The following is a 17647-nucleotide window of genomic DNA, read 5'->3' as shown; positions in this document are numbered from 1 at the left end:
CGTCAAAGATCTGAGTGCGTTCAGCTCTCGAACTGGAACGCCAATCTTCTGCCGGTCAGCTTGCCGAGCTGCTGCAGCCGTCCGTCGAGGCGCTCGCCGGCAAATTCCGAATAGGCCGCAGGCACGACGATCTCCAGATCGACATCCGGCAGGGACGATTTGCGGAAGGTCAGATTCCTCGCCACGCCCGGCATCGACGCCGAGAACAGATAGGCGACGCGCAGCAGGCCGCCGAGCAGTTTCGCCAGTTCCAGCAGTCGCGGCGTGGTAATGCCGGTCAGTGCGCCGGTCGCGCCATCGTCGTTCAGGCCTTCGAAGCGATAGTAGTTGGCGAGCGCGATATAGGCCCGCCCCGCATGGGTGATGCCGGAGAAGGTCGAGTGGGCGATGATGTTCAGCGCCTGCAGACCGCGATAGTCCGGATGGGCGCGCCAGCTGATATCGGCGAGCAGGCAGGCAGCCTGGCGATAGCGGCTTTCCTCTTCGGTTTCCTCGACGCCGAAGAACGGCACCATGCGGCCGGTCCAGTCGGCAAGTTCGCGGGCATGCTCGGGGGAACGCGCCCGCAGGATGGCGATTTCGCCGGCGGCGGTCAGCAGCGGATCCTGCGCACGCTCGCTCTCGTTCAGCAGAGAGAAGAGATAGCCTTCGCGCACGCCGAGCGCCGAGAACGAAATCCGCTCCGGCTTCATGATCGACAGTGCTTCCTGCATCGCGATCGCGCCAAAGGGAAGCAGGCTGCGGCGGCTTTTGGAGATCGTCGCATAGGCCGATGGCTTGATGTTCCTCGGCTCGATCACCTCCGGCAGCAGCGCCATCGCCTCGTCGTAGGAGATCTCGTAGCCTTGCATCATATGCAGCGGATAGTTTCGGATTTCCATGTGCAGCTTGGCGATCGAGCGCCAGGTGCCGCCGACGGCATAAAAGGTGCGGCCGGTGCCGGTCTTCAGCACCGGCGAGCTTTTCATGAATTTGCGCACCCAGGTGCGAGCCTTCGGCAGCGAGCCGCCGCTATGCTCGAAGAGGCGGATACCCCCGAGCGGCAGGGTGATGCCCTTGCCGATCTTTGTGCCGCTGACCTCGACAAGTTCCAGCGAGCCACCGCCAAGGTCACCGACCACTCCATCAGGGTCGTGATAGCCGCTGACGATGCCCATGGCGGAGAAATAGGCTTCCTCTTCGCCGGTGAGGATGCGCACCTTGTGGCCGAGGATCGCCTCGGCCTTCTCGATGAAGGCAGGTCCGTTGCTCGCCTCGCGAGCGGCTGCGGTGGCCAGAACATACATGGAGGTCGCACGCGCCTGCTGCGACAGCGCATGAAAGCGATGCAGCGCCCGGAGAGCGCGCTCGACGCTCTCCTCGTCCATGCGTCCGGTGGCATCGATGCCCTTGCCCAGACCGCACATGACCTTCTCGTTGAACAGCATGGCCGGAGCGCGGCTCAGGCCTTCGTAGACGACAAGGCGAATGGAGTTGGAGCCGATATCCACAACGGAAACCGGGCGGATGCCGGGCAGACGCCCCTGCGCTTCAGATTCGACCATGCAATTCCGTTTTACTTGTGCCAGCTGCTCTTCCAGCCGGCAATCAGCTTCGGTGCACTGGACTTCAGGGCTTCACCCCGGCCGGAGAGGCTGGGATTGGTCATGAAATAGTGCTGCGCGTTGAAAGGTTCGGCGTCCTTGCCGACTTCCATCCGGCGAGACGTACCGTCGGGAAGAATTTCGTAGCTCTGCTGGTTATCGATGAGATTGCCCAGCATGATCTGCGAAAGTACCTGTTCGTGCACAGTCCGGTTGATAAGAGGCACAAGCGTCTCAACCCGCCGGTCCAGATTTCGCGGCATCATATCCGCCGAGCCGATATAGACAAGCGCATTCTCCGATGGAAGGCCGTGACCGTTGCCGAAGCAGAATATGCGGGAATGTTCAAGGAATCTGCCGACGATGGACTTGACACGAATATTGTCGGACAGCCCCGGCACCTGCGGCCTCAGGCAGCAGATGCCGCGTACCACCAGGTCGACTTCAGCCCCGGCACGGCTTGCCTTGTAGAGCGCGTCTATGATTTCCGGATCGACGAGCGAGTTCATCTTCATCCAGATCGCCGCAGGCCGGCCGGCCTTGGCGTGCTCGATCTCCTCCTCGATATGCTTGAGGATGCGGGGGCGAAGCGTGTGCGGCGAAACCGCCAGCTTCATGCCGGCTTCCGGCTCGCCGTAACCGGTGATGAAGTTGAAGATGTTCGCCATGTCATGGGCGATGACCGGGTTGCAGGTGAAGAATGACAGGTCAGTGTAGATCTTCGCCGTGACCGGATGGTAGTTGCCGGTGCCGAGGTGGCAATAGGTGCGCAACCGGCCCTCTTCGCGACGCACCACCATCGACATCTTGGCATGGGTCTTGAGTTCGATGAACCCGAAGACCACCTGCACGCCGGCGCGCTCCAGGTCGCGCGCCCAGCGGATGTTGGCTTCCTCATCGAAGCGGGCCTTCAGTTCGACCAGCGCCGTCACGGACTTTCCGGCTTCGGCAGCGTCGACAAGCGCGCGCACAATCGGACTGTCGTTCGAGGTACGGTAGAGCGTCTGCTTGATGGCGACCACTTCCGGATCGCGCGCCGCTTGCAGCAGGAACTGCACCACGACGTCGAAGGACTCATAGGGGTGGTGGACCACCATGTCCTTTTCGCGGATCGCGGCAAAACAATCGCCGGCGTGTTCGCGCACGCGCTCGGGGAAGCGCGGATTGTAAGGTTCAAAGCGCAGATCGTCGCGCGGCGCCTTGGTGATTTCCGACAGCGTGTTCAGCGCCAGAAGCCCCGGCAAAACGGCGACGCGGTTTTCCGGAACGCTGAGTTCTTGAACGACGAACTGGCGCAGCGAAGCGGGCATTTCCGAATCGAGCTCGATGCGGATCACCGATCCGCGACGACGACGCTTCAGCGCCGTTTCGAAGAAGCGCACCAGATCTTCGGCCTCTTCTTCGACTTCGATATCGCTGTCTCTGATGATGCGGAACGTGCCCGAGCCCTTGACCTCGTAGCCTGGGAACAGCCGTTCGATGAACTGACTGACCATGTCTTCGAGCGTGATGTAGCGGATGACGTTCTTGAAATCGGGCAGGCGGATGAAGCGGTCGAGCGCCACCGGCAGGCGCAAGAGCGCCGTCATTGGCTCACGGCCGGTCTTGCTGACGAGCTGCAGGCCCATCGAGAACCCGAGGTTCGGGATGAACGGGAACGGATGCGCCGGGTCGATCGACAGCGGCGTCAGCACCGGAAAGATCGCCTGGTCGAATTCGTTGGCAAGCCAGCTTTTGTCCTGCGCCGATAAGGACGCCGGGCGGACGATGAGGATATCTTCCTTGGCCAGATACTGCTGCAGGACGGCGAGCGACGCCTGCTGCTCCATCTGCAGGTTGTCGATTTCCTTGAGGATGTCTTCGAGCTGTTCGGCCGGCGTCTTGCCATCAGGCGACCGCATGGCGAGCCCCTGCCGCACCTGGCCCTCGAGGCCGGCGACGCGCACCATGAAGAACTCATCAAGGTTGGCGGCCGAAATCGACAGAAAGCGGACACGCTCCAGGAGCGGATGCGCCGTGTTCAGGGTCTCCTCAAGCACGCGGCGATTGAATTGCAGCCACGAAAATTCGCGATTGATGAACCGTTCCGGGCTGGAGAGCAGGTCTAGCTCCTCCGCGGCCTGTTTGTTCTCATTCACCGCAGACGTCGCATTATCCATTACCGGTCAGACCCCATTTCTTCGCATGCAGGAACTATAACAGTTTGACGACGGAACTGTGACAATCAATCGGAATGGCGTTGATTTCCAAGCTCTTCCAGGACTTCGGCGGCAAGCGATCGGGTCAGCTTGACGCCGCGGGCGAGTGCCAGCCTGTCGATGCGTTCGACGATCGTCTGGGCAGCCTCGAGCGAGCGTTCCATGCGCTGGACGATATAGCCGACGAGCCTTTCGTCGATGAAAAGCTGGCGATCGGCAAAGAGCTTGATCAATACCTGCGTCAACAACTCATCGTCGGGCTCGCCGATCTCGACGACGGTTGCTGCTTTCAGGCGCGAGCGCAGGTCCGGAAGAACGACCGGCCAGGACATCGGCCACAGGCGCGAGGTCATCAAGAGGCCCGTGCCATGCTGGCGAACGCTGTTGATGACATGAAACAGGGTGGTGTCGTCGAACCCCTGACGGTCGGCATCCTCGAACAGCACAGGACCGTTGGCGGCGATCAACGCCACATCCGAGTCCGCAACCGGGTGGATCGCCCGCGCGCCCGCCCTCTCCTTCCAGATGCTGGCGAGATGCGATTTTCCGGAACCGATCGGGCCGGCGATGATGACAACCGGCGACGGCCAGTCTGGCCAGTGATCGACGATCGCGATCGCCGCGCTCAACCGATCGGAAACGAGCAGATCCTCACGACCCGTTGCCGGGTCGTGGTCGAATGCCAGAGGCAGTTGTTCGAAGGGACGTTTTGTCATGCTGTACTCGGGACAAGGATGGGACTATCAGCCGGGCTGACTGCCCTTTGCCTTCTTCGCCGCGACCTTTCCATGCCCATGGTAGAGATCGCTATCAAGGTATCGCTGGATGCCGAAGCGAACAAGCACGCCGATGGCGGCGGCCGCGGGAACCGCAACCAGAAGCCCGACGAAACCGAAGAGGGCACCGAAGGCAAGAAGCGCGAACATCAGCCAGACCGGATGCAGGCCGACGCTCTTGCCCACCAGCTTGGGCTGCAGGATGTTGCCTTCGAGGAACTGGCCGCTGAAGAAGATGGCAGCGACAAGCCCGATCCAGAGATAATCGGGCCAGAACTGTACAAGCGCGACGCCGACGGCCAGCACCAGACCGACCATCGATCCGACATAGGGGATAAAGCTGATCATGCCGGCAAAGAGGCCGATCAGCAGGCCGAAATTGAGACCGACGAGCGACAGGCCGATGCCATAGTAAAGGCCGAGGATGATGCAGAGCGAGCCCTGGCCGCGAACGAAGCCGGCGATCGTCGTGTTCATGTCCCGGGCGATCTGGCGGACGACGCTGACATAGTCGCGCGGAACCCAGCTATCGACCCGGTTGACCATCCGGTCCCAGTCGAGCAGCAGATAGAAGGCGACGACCGGCGTGATCACGAACAGCGACAGAATGTCGAGCAGCGCCATGCCAGAGTTCCAGAGCTGCTGGAACAACGTGCCGAGGAAGCTCGCGCCCTGCTCCAAAAGCTTGGCTGAATTCTGCTTGATCGCCGTCATCTGGTCCGCCAGCCATTGTGGCAGCAGCGTCGACTGGCTGTCGGTCAACAGCGCCTGCAGCTTGGAGATGTAACCGGGCATCTTCTGAATGAAGTCGGCGGCCTGGGTGAAGATCACCGGGATGATGATCATCAGCGACAGGGCGAAGATCACCACGAAGCCGATGAGGATCACCACCGTCGCCATCAGCCGACTGAGGCCGAGGCGCTCAAGGCGGTCGGCGACCGGGTCGAGGAAATAGGCCAGTGCCATGCCCGCGAGGAACGGCAGCAGGATCGAGCTGAAAACCATCAGGAAGGCGATGAAGGCGGCGAGCACCAGCAGCCAGAAGATAACCTGGCGCTGTAGTCCCGAACCGCTGACTTTTATGTCCATGGTGTTCCCCGTAACACGCCAAGCATGCCTTTACCGCATCATATTCTGTATGAGGAGATAGGTGGCGTGGCGCGCACCGGTCAAGTCCGCGTGCTTCTCAGCCCGGTAAATTGAACCCTCCATACCGTTCTTGCCGGTGGGATATGGGCAAAATGTTGAAAAAAGGCCGAGAAGGCAGGCTGTCGGCTTGCACTCCCTTGCCCATCGTGCCAATCGCATCCGCAAAATACCTGTCGCGCGACCAGCCTTGGAGAACCAGCATGAGCCAGTCGGGAAAGAACGGCCTCACCTACAGTGACGCAGGCGTGGATATCGATGCCGGCAATCTGATGGTGGAGAAAATCAAGCCGCATGTGCGCTCGACCCGGCGCCCGGGTGCCGACGGCGAGATCGGCGGCTTCGGCGGCCTGTTCGACCTGAAGGCCGCCGGTTTCACCGACCCGGTGCTCGTTGCCGCCAATGACGGTGTCGGCACCAAGCTCAAGATTGCCATCGACGCCAACAAGCACGACACCGTTGGCATCGACCTCGTTGCCATGTGCGTCAACGACCTGGTGGTCCAGGGTGCCGAGCCGCTGTTCTTCCTCGACTATTTCGCCACGGGCAAGCTCGATCCCGATCAGGGTGCCGCAATCGTTGCCGGCATTGCCGCCGGGTGCCGCCAATCCGGTTGCGCATTGATCGGTGGCGAGACCGCGGAAATGCCGGGCATGTATTCCGGAGGCGACTATGACCTTGCCGGCTTCGCTGTCGGTGCGGCCGAACGCGGCCAGCTGCTTCCAGCGGGTGACATTGGTGAAGGCGACGTCATCCTCGGCCTTGCATCGTCAGGCGTTCACTCCAACGGTTACTCTCTCGTTCGCAAGATCGTCGCGCTGTCGGGTCTTGCCTGGGATGCACCTGCCCCGTTTGGTGAAGGCACGCTTGCCGATCTCCTGATGACGCCGACGCGCATCTATGTGAAGCCGCTCCTGAAGGCGATCCGCGAAACCGGCTCGATCAAGGCGCTGGCGCATATCACCGGCGGCGGGTTCCCCGAGAACATTCCGCGCGTGCTGCCGAAGCATCTTGCAGCCGAGATCGATCTCGACGCCATCAAGGCGCCGAAGGTCTTCTCCTGGCTTGCCCAGACCGGCGGCGTCGCGGCCAACGAAATGCTGCGCACGTTCAACTGCGGCGTCGGCATGATCGCCGTCGTTCCGGCGGAAAAGGCGCAGGACGTTGCAGCCGTGCTGGAAGCCGAGGGCGAAACCGTCTTCACGCTCGGCCGCATGGTTGCCCGCGCCGAAGGCGCGCATGGCACGATCTACAAGGGCAGCCTCGCCCTATGATGAACGACGTGACGGCAGGCAGGAAAAAAGTCGTCGTCTTGATCTCGGGCGGCGGCTCCAACATGCTTTCGCTGGCCAAAGCTGCCGCCGAGCCTGGTTTTCCGGCCGAGATCGTCGCAGTGATTGCCGACAAGGCCGATGCCGGAGGCCTTGCCAAGGCTGCAGCGCTCGGCATCCCAACCTATGCGTTCCTTCGCAAGGATTTCGACAGCAAGGATGCGCACGAGGCGGCGGTCCTTGCCGAACTCGAGCGGCTGTCTCCCGATATTATCTGCCTTGCCGGCTATATGCGGCTGTTGTCGGCGAACTTCATCCAGCGCCACGAAGGCCGGATCATCAACATTCATCCGTCGCTTCTGCCGCTCTTTCCGGGTCTCCACACCCATCAGCGCGCCATTGACGCCGGCGTGAAAGTGGCGGGATGTACGGTGCATTTCGTCACCGAGGGCATGGATGAGGGTCCGATCGTCGCGCAGGCGGTCGTACCGGTTGTCGACGGCGACACGGCCGACACCCTTGCCGCTCGCGTGCTGACGGTCGAGCACCGCACCTATCCGATGGCGCTCAGGCTGCTGGCGGAAGGCAAAGCCTGGATGGAAGACGGACGGGTCGTCACGCAGGGCATCAGTCCCGTGCCCGCGTCTTCAACTCTGATTTCGCCGGCCGTATAAACCACCACTACTTTGCCGAAGCCAACCGCCGGTCGAGCGCGTCGAGCACACGCCGGGTCACGGCGGGATAGTCCTCGTCGAAATGGTGACCGCCTTCGATCGCGACGACATCGACGCCCGCGCCCTTCAGGTCAGGGCAGGCGTCGTCTTCTTCCTCGGTGCCGTGAATGCACTGCACCAAAGAGGGGTCGATGTGCTTGATATCGTCGAGCGGATCGCCGCCATCGCCCTGCCCGGCCGCGCCGAGCCAGCCAAGCACCGAAATCTTGTAGTCGACCTGATGCGATAGCGCCATCAGCGTGACCTGCCGCACATGGGCGCGCTCTGCGGGCGGGAGCAGATTGAAAGTGCGTGGCAGGATATCGGCACCGAAGGAGTAACCGATCAAGAGAACATTGCGGACGTTCCAGCGCTTGCGATAGTAGCTCATCACCTTGGCGAGATCGTCGGCCGTCGCCTGCGGTTCGCGCTCGGACCAGAAATAACGCAGAGAATCGATGCCGACGACAGGGACACCTTGCTGCTGCAGGACGTCTCCGACCTGCTTGTCGATATCGCGCCAGCCGCCATCGCCGGAATAGATCACCGCCATGGTGTCGCGTGTCGGCTTGGTATCGAGCACCGTCAGGGGCAAGCCGAATGGATTGTCTGCCGCGCTCTCGCTGTCGATCAGATCCGTCAGATGACCTGATAGCGCCGCATAGGCTTCGTCGTCGCTGTCTTCCTGCGTGATATCAGGGTGTTTTTCGATGAGTTTAGCCACATGGCTTCGGCCGTCGTCGGATGCCGTCGGCGTAAAGACGACGGAGATCGGGTCCGGCAGGGCACCGTCCGTCAGGCCGTACACCATGCGATCGGCCTTCAAGGTCTTCTCCGCCGGCGTGCAGAGCTGCTTCGTCAGCGCAACGCCTTCCTCCGGATCGACCGCAAGCGTCTGGCCGATGGTCGCAGCCGGCGTCTGTGCGGCGATGGCCAGCGCCATGGCCCCGCCCGCTCCGACCCCGGCCACAATCGGCGGGAGGTAGGCATCGCTCTTGAGGACGCGCTGGACCTGCTGGCTCAACGCTTCGATATCCGACACCGTGTAGATGCAGTCGCCGTCGTCCTTGGCGAGCGAGGCAAGATAGGCCTTGAGGTCGATACCGATGACGACCGCCTTGTCGTCGACAAGGGCGCGAGCGACCGCATCTTCCTTGTCGCTCCAGCCATCCGCATTGGACAGCAGAACAACAAGGGCGGATGCCTTGTCCTTCGGGACGAGGATATGGGGTGCCGGGATCATGCCGGTGTCGTAGGTCGCCGCCGTCTCCTGCCCTAAAGCCGGTGCAACCGTCGCGATGGCGAGAAGGGCGGCACCTGCCAGAGGCTTCCAGATCATCGGGATCCGCATCATTTCTTCATCACTCCCTTGAGGCCGCCGCCGATCAGGAATGTTACATCCATCAAGGCAAGGATCGGATTGATGCCGCCGCTCGCCACGAGATAGCGCGGCTGCCAATGGGGGTGGAACTTCGACTTGAAGGCGCGAAGTCCCTTGAAATTGTAGAAGCGTTCGCCGTGCTCGAAGAAGGTTCGCCCTGCCCGATCCCAGACCGGCGCGATCTGGCGCGAGGACATACCAGACAGCGGCGCCATGCCAAGATTGAAGGTCCGGTACCCCTCGGCCTTCAGATATTCCATCACCTTCGCGAACAGGAAATCCATCGATCCCTTGGGGGCATCCGGCGAGAAGCGCATGAGATCGACGGTGCCTTCCTGCTTGGTTGCCGTCACCAGGATATTGGCGAAGGCGACGATCCGTCCCTCGTAGGTGAGGATCGCGACCGGCTGTTCGGCCAGATACTCAGGATCGAAAGCCCCAAGCGAAAAACCCTTTTCCTTGGCATTGTGATGGGCAAGCCATGCATCGGAAATCGCCGTCAATTCGCCCATGATCGCCGGAACGTCTGCTGGAGCCACCATTTTGAACTCCAGCCCGTCGCGCTGGGCGCGGCTGACCTGCTGGCGCAGATTGGCCCACTTGCCGCCCTTCATCTCGAAACGGGCGAGATCGACATGGGCGAGCTCGCCGAGCCTGAAGGCGCGAAGTCCCGCATCGGCATAGTAGGCGAGCCCAAGTGGCGAAACCTGATAGAACACCGCGCGGCAGCCGCTGGCGCGGGCCCTCTCGAAGAACTGCCAGATCAGTTCCGGCCAGGCATCGACCGGCCCCACCGGGTCGAACAGCGCGATCCACGAGCGGGCGCGCTGGCCATACATGATGAAGGCGCGACCATCGGCGGAAAACATCAGGCTCTTGTCTCCCATGCGCACCAGATTGGCATCGGACATGTCCTGCGCCTCGACGATCGCCAATGCCCGCTCCATGGCATCGTCGGTTGCCGGCTCCGCGCCTGAGGCCGCCGGGCGCATCAGGCTCCAGATGGCAACAGCGCTGGCGCCGATCGTCACACCCAGAAGCGCACGCAGGCCGCGCGGCGCCTCGGCAGAGAATTCGAACTGCCACCAGAGTTCATGGCTGTATTCGACGTCGCGATAGACGAACAGCAGGACGACCAGCCCACCCAGGCAGATCACCCCGAGTGCCGTCAACCACGGCAGCGTCAGCGCCTGGCCGAAGAGCGAAGCCGGCCGAACAAACAGACGGCGGCTGGCGAGGAGACCGACGAGAAAGAAGGCAAGCATGCCGGCCTCGACCAGCGCGATCGCCTTGATCAGCGAAAGCAGCAGTGCGGCAACGGCGATTGCGACCGACGCCCACCAGGCGCCATCGAGCCGCTGTGCGAGCCCGCGCGAGACGATGACGAGCGCAAGGCCGAGCAAGCTTGCCAGAAAGTGCGCGCCCTCGACGATCGGCAGCGGCAGCAGACCCTCGAGGAAGGCGAGATTCTCATCCGGCGTCGGCGTGACGCTCGACAGCACCAGCATGATCGCCAGCACGATGCCGAGTGTTGCCAGGAGAAGCGGCGTGATACGGCCGCCGATACGGCGCACGCTGGAGGCGACGGGATGGCCGGAAAGCTGACGAAGCTCGGTGCCGATGACAACCGCGATCGCGATCAGCAGCGGCAGCACGTGATAAATGACACGGTAGAGAACCAGCGCACCGAGGATCGTGTCGACATCGGCGCTGTGACCGAGCGTGGCGATGATGATCGTCTCGAAGACGCCGAGCCCGGCCGGAACATGGCTGAGAACGCCGATACCGACGGCAAGCGAATAGATCGCCAGGAAGGCGGGCCAACCGATTGTGCCCGCCGGAAGCAGCACGTAGAGCACCGTCGCCGATGCCGCCAGATCCAGCGCCGTGACGAGGAACTGGCGCGAGGAGGTGCGCGAATCCGGCAGGCGCAGTGTGAAGCGCCCGAGGCTGACCTCATGACCGTCACGCGCCTTGACGAAGACAGCGAGCACGACGCCGAGAATGGCAACCGCGATCATCCGCAGCCAGAAGGGGTTAAGACCCGTCAAGGGCGCCACATATTCGCCGACGGCGAGCAGGCTCAGGCACGTGACCGTCAAAAGCCCAAGGCCGAAGGCGAGCGTCACGAAGGCGATGATCCGGGCGATGTTTTCCGGCTCGATGCCCAGCCGCGAATAGGACCGGTAGCGGATGGCGCCGCCACTCAAGGCGCCAAAGCCGGCCGTGTTGCCGACCGCATAGGCGCAGGCCGCCGTCAACGCGACATCGGCATAGGGCAGCTTGCGCCTGACGTAATCAAGCGCGCCGACATCGTAGAAGGTGAGCGCGAAAAAGCTCAAGGCGGTGAAGAACACCGCCGCGGCGACAGAGGTCCAGCTGGTATCTGCAAGCGCCTGGACCACGTCGCCGTACTGCACTTCGGAGGTCAGATGAAAGATCGCCAACCCGAAGAGGGCGATCACCAGCAATGTCGCAAGTGCCTGCAGATAGCGCCGGTTACGGCGCAGAAAGGGTCTCCATCCTACCTCGATCTGCTGATCGTCGTTGGCTGCACGTTCCGTAAGGGAGGACGTCATGGGTTGCCCATGTCATTGATGAAGACATCAGCGCTGTAGCCTACCCGAGAACGATCAAAAAGTGAAATATCCGTAATGTATTGTTCTCTTATAAAACAAGGTCTTATGCCGTGAGCTTGCCGCGGTTCAGCTGGGCCCACTGCAGCAGCATGATGGTTTTGGCATCGCAGATCTCGCCGGTCGCGATCATGGCGACCGCTTCATCAAAGGGAATTTCGAGAACCTCGATATCCTCGCCCTCATGCGCCAGGCCGCCGCCATCACCGGCCTTTTCTGTGACATCAACAAGCCCAACGAAGAAGCTGGTGCGCTCGGTGAGCGCGCCGGGGCTCATATAGGCATCGAAGAGGTGAGTGGCCTTGTCGACATGGTGGCCGGTCTCCTCCAGCACCTCACGGCAGATCGCGACTTCAGGCGTATCGTCGTCGAGCAGGCCGGCCGGCGCTTCGATCATATAGGCGGGATCGCCCTGCAGCAGCACCGGCACGCGCAGCTGGCGGACGAGCACGACGCTCTCACGCCTCGGATCGAACAGCAGGATGGTCGCGGCGCTGCCGTGATCATGCACTTCACGCGTGAGCGTCGCCGTGCCGCCGCCTGACATGTCCTGCTCAAGGGTGATTTCTTCCAGATGAATGAAACCGTCCGAGAGCGTGCGCCGCTCGATGATCCTGACACGGGGATCGTGGTGGTTCGTCATGGCGGGGTCCTTGGTCGGGAGAGGAAAGGATGTGGTCGCAGTCGACCGTCAGTGAATGTGTTCCGAAGGGGCGCAGCTTTCGCGTTCCATCTGCAAGGTCGTGTGGTGCAGGTCGAACTCGTCGCGCAACCGTTGTTCGATCGCACGCCGCACCGTCTCGCCGTCGGCCTCTTCCGCCAGAACGACATGCGCCGTCAGCGACGGCTGGCTCTGGGTGATCGCCCAGAGATGCAGATCATGCACCGAGGCAACGTCGGGCACGGTCGTGATTGCCGCATGGATATCGGCCAGGCGCATGCCAGGCGGCACGCCTTCCAGCAGAATGTTGACGCAGTCCTTCAGCAGCACCCAGGTGCGCGGAAAAACCATGAAGCCGATACCAACGGCGAGCAACGAATCGACCCATTGCCAGCCGGTAAACCAGATGATCGCCGCGCCTGTTATCACCGCCAGCGACCCGAGCATGTCCGACCAGACCTCGAGATAGGCGCCCTTGACGTTGAGGCTCTCGTCCTTGTGGCTGGTCAGAAGCCGCATGGAGATCAGGTTGACGACAAGACCGATGACGGCAATCAGCAGCATGCCGCCCGACTGGATTTCCTGCGGCAGCGACAGGCGCTGCCAGGCCTCGTAGAGAATGTAAAAGGCGACGGCGAGCAGCAGCAGGGCGTTGAAGGCCGCCGCGAGAATCTCGAAGCGGGCATAGCCGTAGGTGCGCAGCAGATCCGACGGCCGGCGGCCGACATGGATGGCGACCAGCGCGATGGCCAATGCCGCCGCGTCGGTCAGCATATGCATCGCATCCGAGATCAGCGCCAGGCTGCCGGTCAGAATGCCGCCGACGACCTCGGCCAGCATGAAGCCGCCCGTCAGCCCGAGCGCACCCCAGAGACGCGAGACTGGCGTGTTGCTGACATCCGCATGTTGATGGTCGCCGCTCATGAAGGCATCCGGTGGCTAGAGTCAGGGTGCCGGTTTCACCCAGACCCTGTTGTCATGGAAAGCCGCGCCGCCATAGGGCGCAACTGCATCGGCGCCAGTAAGCACATTGATGCCCTCCCCGTCGAGATGGGCGCCGTTCGGCCACAGGCCTTCAGCGATCACCACGCCGCGCCGCGCGCCGCCGCCGACCACCACATGCAGGCGCACTTCGCCGCGTTGGTTGCCGAGCTTGACGATATCACCGTCGCCGACGCCAAGTGAGGCGGCGTCATCCGCATGCATCATTACCATCGGGCGGACTTCCTTCTGGATCGACGACGGGGTCTCGGCGAAGGTCGAATTGAGGAAAGAGCGCGCCGGCGAGGTAGCGAGACGGAAGGGGTGTTTCGCATCCGTGACCTCGATCAGGTCGACATGATCAGGGAACTCAGGCAGTGCCGCATGCGGCCCCTGCAGACCCATCGACTTCGGGGGACGGTTCGGCGCCGGCGTGCCGGTCCAGTCCGCCTTGAAGCGGAATTTGCCGTCGGGATGACCGAAGCCCTTGAGATAATGCGCGTCCTCGAACGCCGGCTGACAGTCGAGCCACTTCTCGCGCTTCATCTCGTCATAGCCGATGCCGTAGTTGGCAAGCAGCCGGTCGATATGCTGGCGCTCGCTCAACCCAAAGCCGGCATGATCGGCGACGCCGAGGCGCCTCGCCAGTTCCTCAATGACGAAGAGATTGGTGCGCACGGTCGATGGCGGCTCCACCACCTTCGGCCCAATCAGGATGTGTTGATGGCCGCCGCCGCGATAAAGGTCGTCATGTTCCAGGAACATCGTCGCCGGCAGCACGACATCCGCAAGCTGCGCCGTGTCGGTCATGAACTGTTCGTGCACCGCGACAAACAGGTCGTCCCGCAGGAACCCGCGTTTCACCAGCCTTTGTTCCGGGGCGACGTTCACCGGATTGGTGTTCTGGATCAACATCGCCGTCACCGGGCCGCCATGGCGCAGCGCCTCGGCATCGCCGGTCAGCACCCGCCCGATCTGCGACTGGTCGAGCATGCGCACATCAGGATCGTGGAATGCGGTGCCGACAAGCTCACGCTTGTCGAGCTTGAAGATGTCGTTGTTGGAATGAAACGCCCCGCCGCCTTCGTGCTTCCACGATCCAAGAACCGTGGCAACGGAGGCGGCTGCATGGATCGCCACCGATCCGTTGCGCTGGCGGGTAAAGCCGTAACCGAGGCGGAAAAAGCTCTTCGGCGTCGTGCCGACGAGTTTCGCGAACGCCTCGATCTCCTGGACGGACAGACCGGTGATCGCCGACGCCCATTCGGGGCTGCGCGACTTCAGATGCGTTTCGAGCCCGGTCGGGTCATCGGCGAATTCGGCCATGTAGGCGCGGTCGGCATAACCGTCGCGGAAGGCGACATGCATCACCGCGCAGGCGAGCGCCGCATCCGTGCCCGGTCTCAGCACCAGGCCCATATCGGCCTGCTTGACCGTGGGATTGTCGTAGATGTCGATGACGACGATCTTGGCGCCGCGATCCTTGCGGGCCTTCACCGCGTGGGTCATGACGTTGACCTGGGTGGCGACCGCGTTTGTCCCCCAGATCACCACGCAGTCGGACTTCGCCATCTCGCGCGGGTCGGGGCCGCGCAGCGAGCCGGTTGCCATCGAGAAACCGGTCCAGGCCATATTGGTGCAGATCGAGCCGAAGAAGCCGGAATAGCGCTTGACGTGGCGCAACCTGTCGATGGAATCGCGTTGCACTTGCCCCATGGTACCGGCGTAGAAATAGGGCCAGATGGCTTCGGCCCCATGCTTCTGCTCGGCCCTGACGAACTGGTCGGCGATCTCGTCGAGTGCCGCCTCCCAGGAAATCTCCTGCCAGTTGCCGCTGCCCTTCGCTCCGGCGCGCCGCTGTGGCACCATCAGCCGGTCAGGATGATAGATGCGCTCGGAATAGCGCGCGACCTTGGCGCAGATGACGCCAGCGGTGTATGTGTTGGCGGCGGCACCGCGCACGCGGCCGATGCGGCCTTCGGCCGTCAGGTCCACTTCCAGCGCGCAAGCCGAGGGACAGTCGTGCGGACAGACGGAGTGGCCGATCGACTTTTCTGCTTTGATGGGGGTCGCAACGTTCATGGCTTTTCTATATGGCATCGACAATCGGGCTCAAAGAGCCAAACGCGCATCCATCGAAACAATTGATCACAGCCATCGGCGGCCCTCATGAACTATCGGCATATCTATCACGCGGGCAATTTCGCCGATGTTCTCAAGCATGCGGTGCTGGCACGGCTCGTCACCTATCTCCAGCAAAAGGAGAAGGCGTTCCGGGTTCTCGACACCCATGCCGGCATCGGTCTCTACGATCTGTCGAGCGAAGAAGCGCAGAAGACCGGCGAGTGGCGCGACGGCATCGGCCGGCTGCTCGAGGGTGATCTGCCAGCGCCGGTCGCAGCTATTCTCGAACCCTATCTGGCGACCGTTCGCGAGCTCAACACCGGTTCGGAGCTGACGCGTTATCCCGGCTCTCCGAAGCTGGTTCGCATGCTTTTTCGCCCGCAGGACCGTCTGTCGGCGATGGAATTGCACCCTGATGACTACGAGACGCTGCACCGGCTCTTCGACGGCGACTTCCAGAGCCGGATCACCGAGCTTGACGGCTGGCTGGCGCTTGGCGCTCACCTGCCGCCCAAGGAAAAGCGCGGCCTCATCCTGGTCGACCCGCCCTTCGAGATCGAGGGAGAATACGAACGGCTCGCCGACGGCCTCGCCAGGGGTTATCGACGCTTTGCCGGCGGCACCTTCTGCCTGTGGTACCCCCTGAAGAAGAATGCGCCGATCAAGGCCTTCCATGAGGCACTCAAGGCGCTCAACATCCCGAAAATGCTCTGCGCCGAGCTTGCCGTGCGCAGCGACCGCGACACCACGGGATTGTCGGGTTCGGGCCTGATCATCGTCAACCCACCCTTCACGCTCAAGAGTGAACTCGACGTGCTGTTGCCCTTCTTGAAAACCCGGCTCGGACAAGACCGTTTCGCTTCGGCACGCTGCTTCTGGCTGCGTGGGGAAGAAGCAGCAACTCGGGGCCTTGACTGAAAGGCTCTTAAAGCCGCAATCTTGCGAGACGATCCAGGGAGACGCCCATGACTCGCAAGCTCGCCGCAACGCTTCTGGCCTCGCTTTCCTTCGCCGCCACGACAGCGCCCGCCGCTTCGGCGGCCGACTATCTCGGGACCTACCGCGACCAGCCGACGTCCTATAGCGCGGGCGTCTGTGGCGACGCCTCGGTTCTCGGCTTCATCACCTCGCGGTTCGAATACAAGGCGGCGAACTATCTGCACGCCAATCTCTCGATCGCCGAGATCCGCAACATGGGCCAGAACCGGCTGGAACTACGCGACTACACGCACCGCGTCGAGCGCGAGTATTGCCGCGCGACTGCCGTCATGACGGATGGCGACCAGCGGCCGCTCTATTATCTCATCGAGCGCAACTGGGGCTTTGCCGGCATCGGCCGGAGCATCGAGTTCTGCGTCGGCGGCCTCGATCCCTGGTATGTCTACGGCGCACATTGCGCTTCGCTTCGCTGACCATGCCGAGGTATTGCCGACAGCGCCGGCTCCTGCCGGCGCTTTTCGTTGTGTTGGCACTTGTCGGCTGCAGCGAAGACAGCGCCGAGAAGAAGCCGCCATTGCAAACTGCAGGCCACACAAAAACGGATGTCGCCCTCCCCGTCGGCCAGGGCTTTGATTTCTACGTCCTCTCACTCTCTTGGTCGCCGACTTGGTGCGATGACAACGACCCATCAGGCAAAATCGGACAGTGCAAGATCGGCAGCAACCGCGGGCTGATCGTACATGGGCTGTGGCCGCAGGATGAGCGAGGGTACCCCGATTTCTGCCCGACGCGCCAATCCGATCGTGTGCCGGAAGCGCTCGGCCGCCAGTATCTCGATCTCATTCCTTCGATGGGGCTGATCGGCCATCAATGGCGCAAACATGGCACCTGCTCGGGCCTCAGCCAGCAGGACTATTTCGCCGTGACACGTGCAGCGCGCGAGCGCGTTGCATTGCCGGCGGAACTCGGTGCTGCGCGTCGCGAAAATTCGATGTCCGTCAGCGCCATCGAGGCCGCGTTCGTGGCCAGAAATCCGGGCATGACGACAAACGCCGTCGCTGTTACCTGCGAGGGCAAGCGGCTGGAGGAAATCAGGATCTGCTTCGACAAGGCGCTGAGCTTCCGGCCCTGCCCCGAAGTGGATCGCCAGGCCTGCCGAAGAGACACCGTGACACTGCCTCCAGCATCCTAGGCCGATACCTTGCCAATGGGTGCGGGAGCCGCTCCTATGTTTTGAA

At 62.4% G+C, this 17647-nt stretch carries 14 protein-coding genes; 5 read left to right on the top strand and 9 right to left on the bottom strand.

Going from position 1 to position 17647, the window contains the following annotated elements; genetic code table 11:
- Window positions 1–20: 20 nt before the first annotated feature.
- From ppx to C6558_RS17455, 4 genes are all read right to left on the bottom strand, one after another.
- Window positions 21–1544 carry an exopolyphosphatase gene (gene ppx / locus C6558_RS17470; protein WP_025426499.1) on the bottom strand — a complete coding sequence of 508 codons (1524 nt, stop codon included), beginning with the start codon at window positions 1542–1544 and terminating at the stop codon, window positions 21–23.
- A gap of 11 nt (window positions 1545–1555) precedes the next feature.
- A complete protein-coding gene (locus C6558_RS17465) occupies window positions 1556–3742 on the bottom strand; it encodes an RNA degradosome polyphosphate kinase (RefSeq protein WP_025426498.1) in 2187 nt (728 codons plus the stop codon).
- A 65-nt stretch (window positions 3743–3807) separates the two neighbouring features.
- Window positions 3808–4497, bottom strand: coding sequence for a DnaA regulatory inactivator HdaA (gene hdaA, locus C6558_RS17460; protein WP_025426497.1), 690 nt, complete (start codon window positions 4495–4497; stop codon window positions 3808–3810).
- Window positions 4498–4524: 27 nt separating this feature from the next.
- Window positions 4525–5646 (bottom strand): AI-2E family transporter, encoded by a 1122-nt coding sequence (locus C6558_RS17455; protein WP_038575993.1) that lies wholly within the window; start codon window positions 5644–5646, stop codon window positions 4525–4527.
- Between the two features lie 260 nt (window positions 5647–5906).
- Between C6558_RS17455 and purM the strand changes: the two genes are divergently transcribed.
- Window positions 5907–6977: a phosphoribosylformylglycinamidine cyclo-ligase gene (gene purM, locus C6558_RS17450; RefSeq protein ID WP_025426496.1), complete on the top strand. Its 1071-nt coding sequence runs from the start codon at window positions 5907–5909 to the stop codon at window positions 6975–6977.
- The gene (gene purN, locus C6558_RS17445; protein WP_025426495.1) at window positions 6977–7648 is read left to right on the top strand and encodes a phosphoribosylglycinamide formyltransferase; all 672 of its coding nucleotides are present in this window, start codon (window positions 6977–6979) and stop codon (window positions 7646–7648) included. The genes purM and purN overlap by 1 nt, the downstream gene beginning before the upstream one ends.
- Window positions 7649–7655: 7 nt before the next feature.
- On the opposite strand, the gene C6558_RS17440 is transcribed toward purN, so the two are convergent.
- From C6558_RS17440 to C6558_RS17420, 5 genes are all read right to left on the bottom strand, one after another.
- Window positions 7656–9041: a virulence factor family protein gene (locus C6558_RS17440; RefSeq protein WP_084814302.1), complete on the bottom strand. Its 1386-nt coding sequence runs from the start codon at window positions 9039–9041 to the stop codon at window positions 7656–7658.
- Window positions 9038–11647, bottom strand: coding sequence for a bifunctional lysylphosphatidylglycerol flippase/synthetase MprF (mprF, locus tag C6558_RS17435; protein ID WP_057211446.1), 2610 nt, complete (start codon window positions 11645–11647; stop codon window positions 9038–9040). Before mprF ends, C6558_RS17440 begins: the two co-directional genes overlap by 4 nt.
- Window positions 11648–11750: 103 nt before the next feature.
- Window positions 11751–12347, bottom strand: coding sequence for an NUDIX domain-containing protein (locus tag C6558_RS17430; protein ID WP_084814303.1), 597 nt, complete (start codon window positions 12345–12347; stop codon window positions 11751–11753).
- A 48-nt stretch (window positions 12348–12395) separates the two neighbouring features.
- Window positions 12396–13289 (bottom strand): cation diffusion facilitator family transporter, encoded by an 894-nt coding sequence (locus C6558_RS17425; RefSeq protein ID WP_025426491.1) that lies wholly within the window; start codon window positions 13287–13289, stop codon window positions 12396–12398.
- Window positions 13290–13310: 21 nt separating this feature from the next.
- On the bottom strand, window positions 13311–15446 hold the full coding sequence (locus C6558_RS17420; RefSeq protein ID WP_107027579.1) for a molybdopterin-dependent oxidoreductase: 2136 nt from the start codon (window positions 15444–15446) through the stop codon (window positions 13311–13313).
- Window positions 15447–15515: 69 nt separating this feature from the next.
- Between C6558_RS17420 and C6558_RS17415 the strand changes: the two genes are divergently transcribed.
- From C6558_RS17415 to C6558_RS17405, 3 genes are read left to right on the top strand one after another with little or no spacing between them, the layout of a single operon-like run.
- Window positions 15516–16388 carry a 23S rRNA (adenine(2030)-N(6))-methyltransferase RlmJ gene (locus tag C6558_RS17415; protein ID WP_025426489.1) on the top strand — a complete coding sequence of 291 codons (873 nt, stop codon included), beginning with the start codon at window positions 15516–15518 and terminating at the stop codon, window positions 16386–16388.
- 47 nt (window positions 16389–16435) lie between these two features.
- Window positions 16436–16882, top strand: coding sequence for a hypothetical protein (locus C6558_RS17410; RefSeq protein WP_025426488.1), 447 nt, complete (start codon window positions 16436–16438; stop codon window positions 16880–16882).
- Between the two features lie 2 nt (window positions 16883–16884).
- On the top strand, window positions 16885–17601 hold the full coding sequence (locus C6558_RS17405) for a ribonuclease T(2) (RefSeq protein WP_057211525.1): 717 nt from the start codon (window positions 16885–16887) through the stop codon (window positions 17599–17601).
- The last annotated feature ends 46 nt before the right edge of the window (window positions 17602–17647 follow it).

Source organism: Ensifer sp. NM-2 (assembly GCF_003024455.1).
GTDB classification, from domain to species: Bacteria; Pseudomonadota; Alphaproteobacteria; order Rhizobiales; family Rhizobiaceae; genus Ensifer; species Ensifer canadensis.
This window is presented reverse-complemented; position numbering and strand designations above follow the sequence as displayed.

Excerpts from the sequence above, each read along its gene's own strand:
- ppx (WP_025426499.1), bottom strand. The coding sequence starts at position 1,544 with ATGGTCGAATCTGAAGCGCAGGGGCGTCTGCCCGGCATCCGCCCGGTT.
- C6558_RS17465 (WP_025426498.1), bottom strand. The coding sequence starts at position 3,742 with ATGGATAATGCGACGTCTGCGGTGAATGAGAACAAACAGGCCGCGGAG.
- hdaA (WP_025426497.1), bottom strand. The coding sequence starts at position 4,497 with ATGACAAAACGTCCCTTCGAACAACTGCCTCTGGCATTCGACCACGAC.
- C6558_RS17455 (WP_038575993.1), bottom strand. The coding sequence starts at position 5,646 with ATGGACATAAAAGTCAGCGGTTCGGGACTACAGCGCCAGGTTATCTTC.
- purM (WP_025426496.1), top strand. The coding sequence starts at position 5,907 with ATGAGCCAGTCGGGAAAGAACGGCCTCACCTACAGTGACGCAGGCGTG.
- purN (WP_025426495.1), top strand. The coding sequence starts at position 6,977 with ATGAACGACGTGACGGCAGGCAGGAAAAAAGTCGTCGTCTTGATCTCG.
- C6558_RS17440 (WP_084814302.1), bottom strand. The coding sequence starts at position 9,041 with ATGATGCGGATCCCGATGATCTGGAAGCCTCTGGCAGGTGCCGCCCTT.
- mprF (WP_057211446.1), bottom strand. The coding sequence starts at position 11,647 with ATGACGTCCTCCCTTACGGAACGTGCAGCCAACGACGATCAGCAGATC.
- C6558_RS17430 (WP_084814303.1), bottom strand. The coding sequence starts at position 12,347 with ATGACGAACCACCACGATCCCCGTGTCAGGATCATCGAGCGGCGCACG.
- C6558_RS17425 (WP_025426491.1), bottom strand. The coding sequence starts at position 13,289 with ATGAGCGGCGACCATCAACATGCGGATGTCAGCAACACGCCAGTCTCG.
- C6558_RS17420 (WP_107027579.1), bottom strand. The coding sequence starts at position 15,446 with ATGCCATATAGAAAAGCCATGAACGTTGCGACCCCCATCAAAGCAGAA.
- C6558_RS17415 (WP_025426489.1), top strand. The coding sequence starts at position 15,516 with ATGAACTATCGGCATATCTATCACGCGGGCAATTTCGCCGATGTTCTC.
- C6558_RS17410 (WP_025426488.1), top strand. The coding sequence starts at position 16,436 with ATGACTCGCAAGCTCGCCGCAACGCTTCTGGCCTCGCTTTCCTTCGCC.
- C6558_RS17405 (WP_057211525.1), top strand. The coding sequence starts at position 16,885 with ATGCCGAGGTATTGCCGACAGCGCCGGCTCCTGCCGGCGCTTTTCGTT.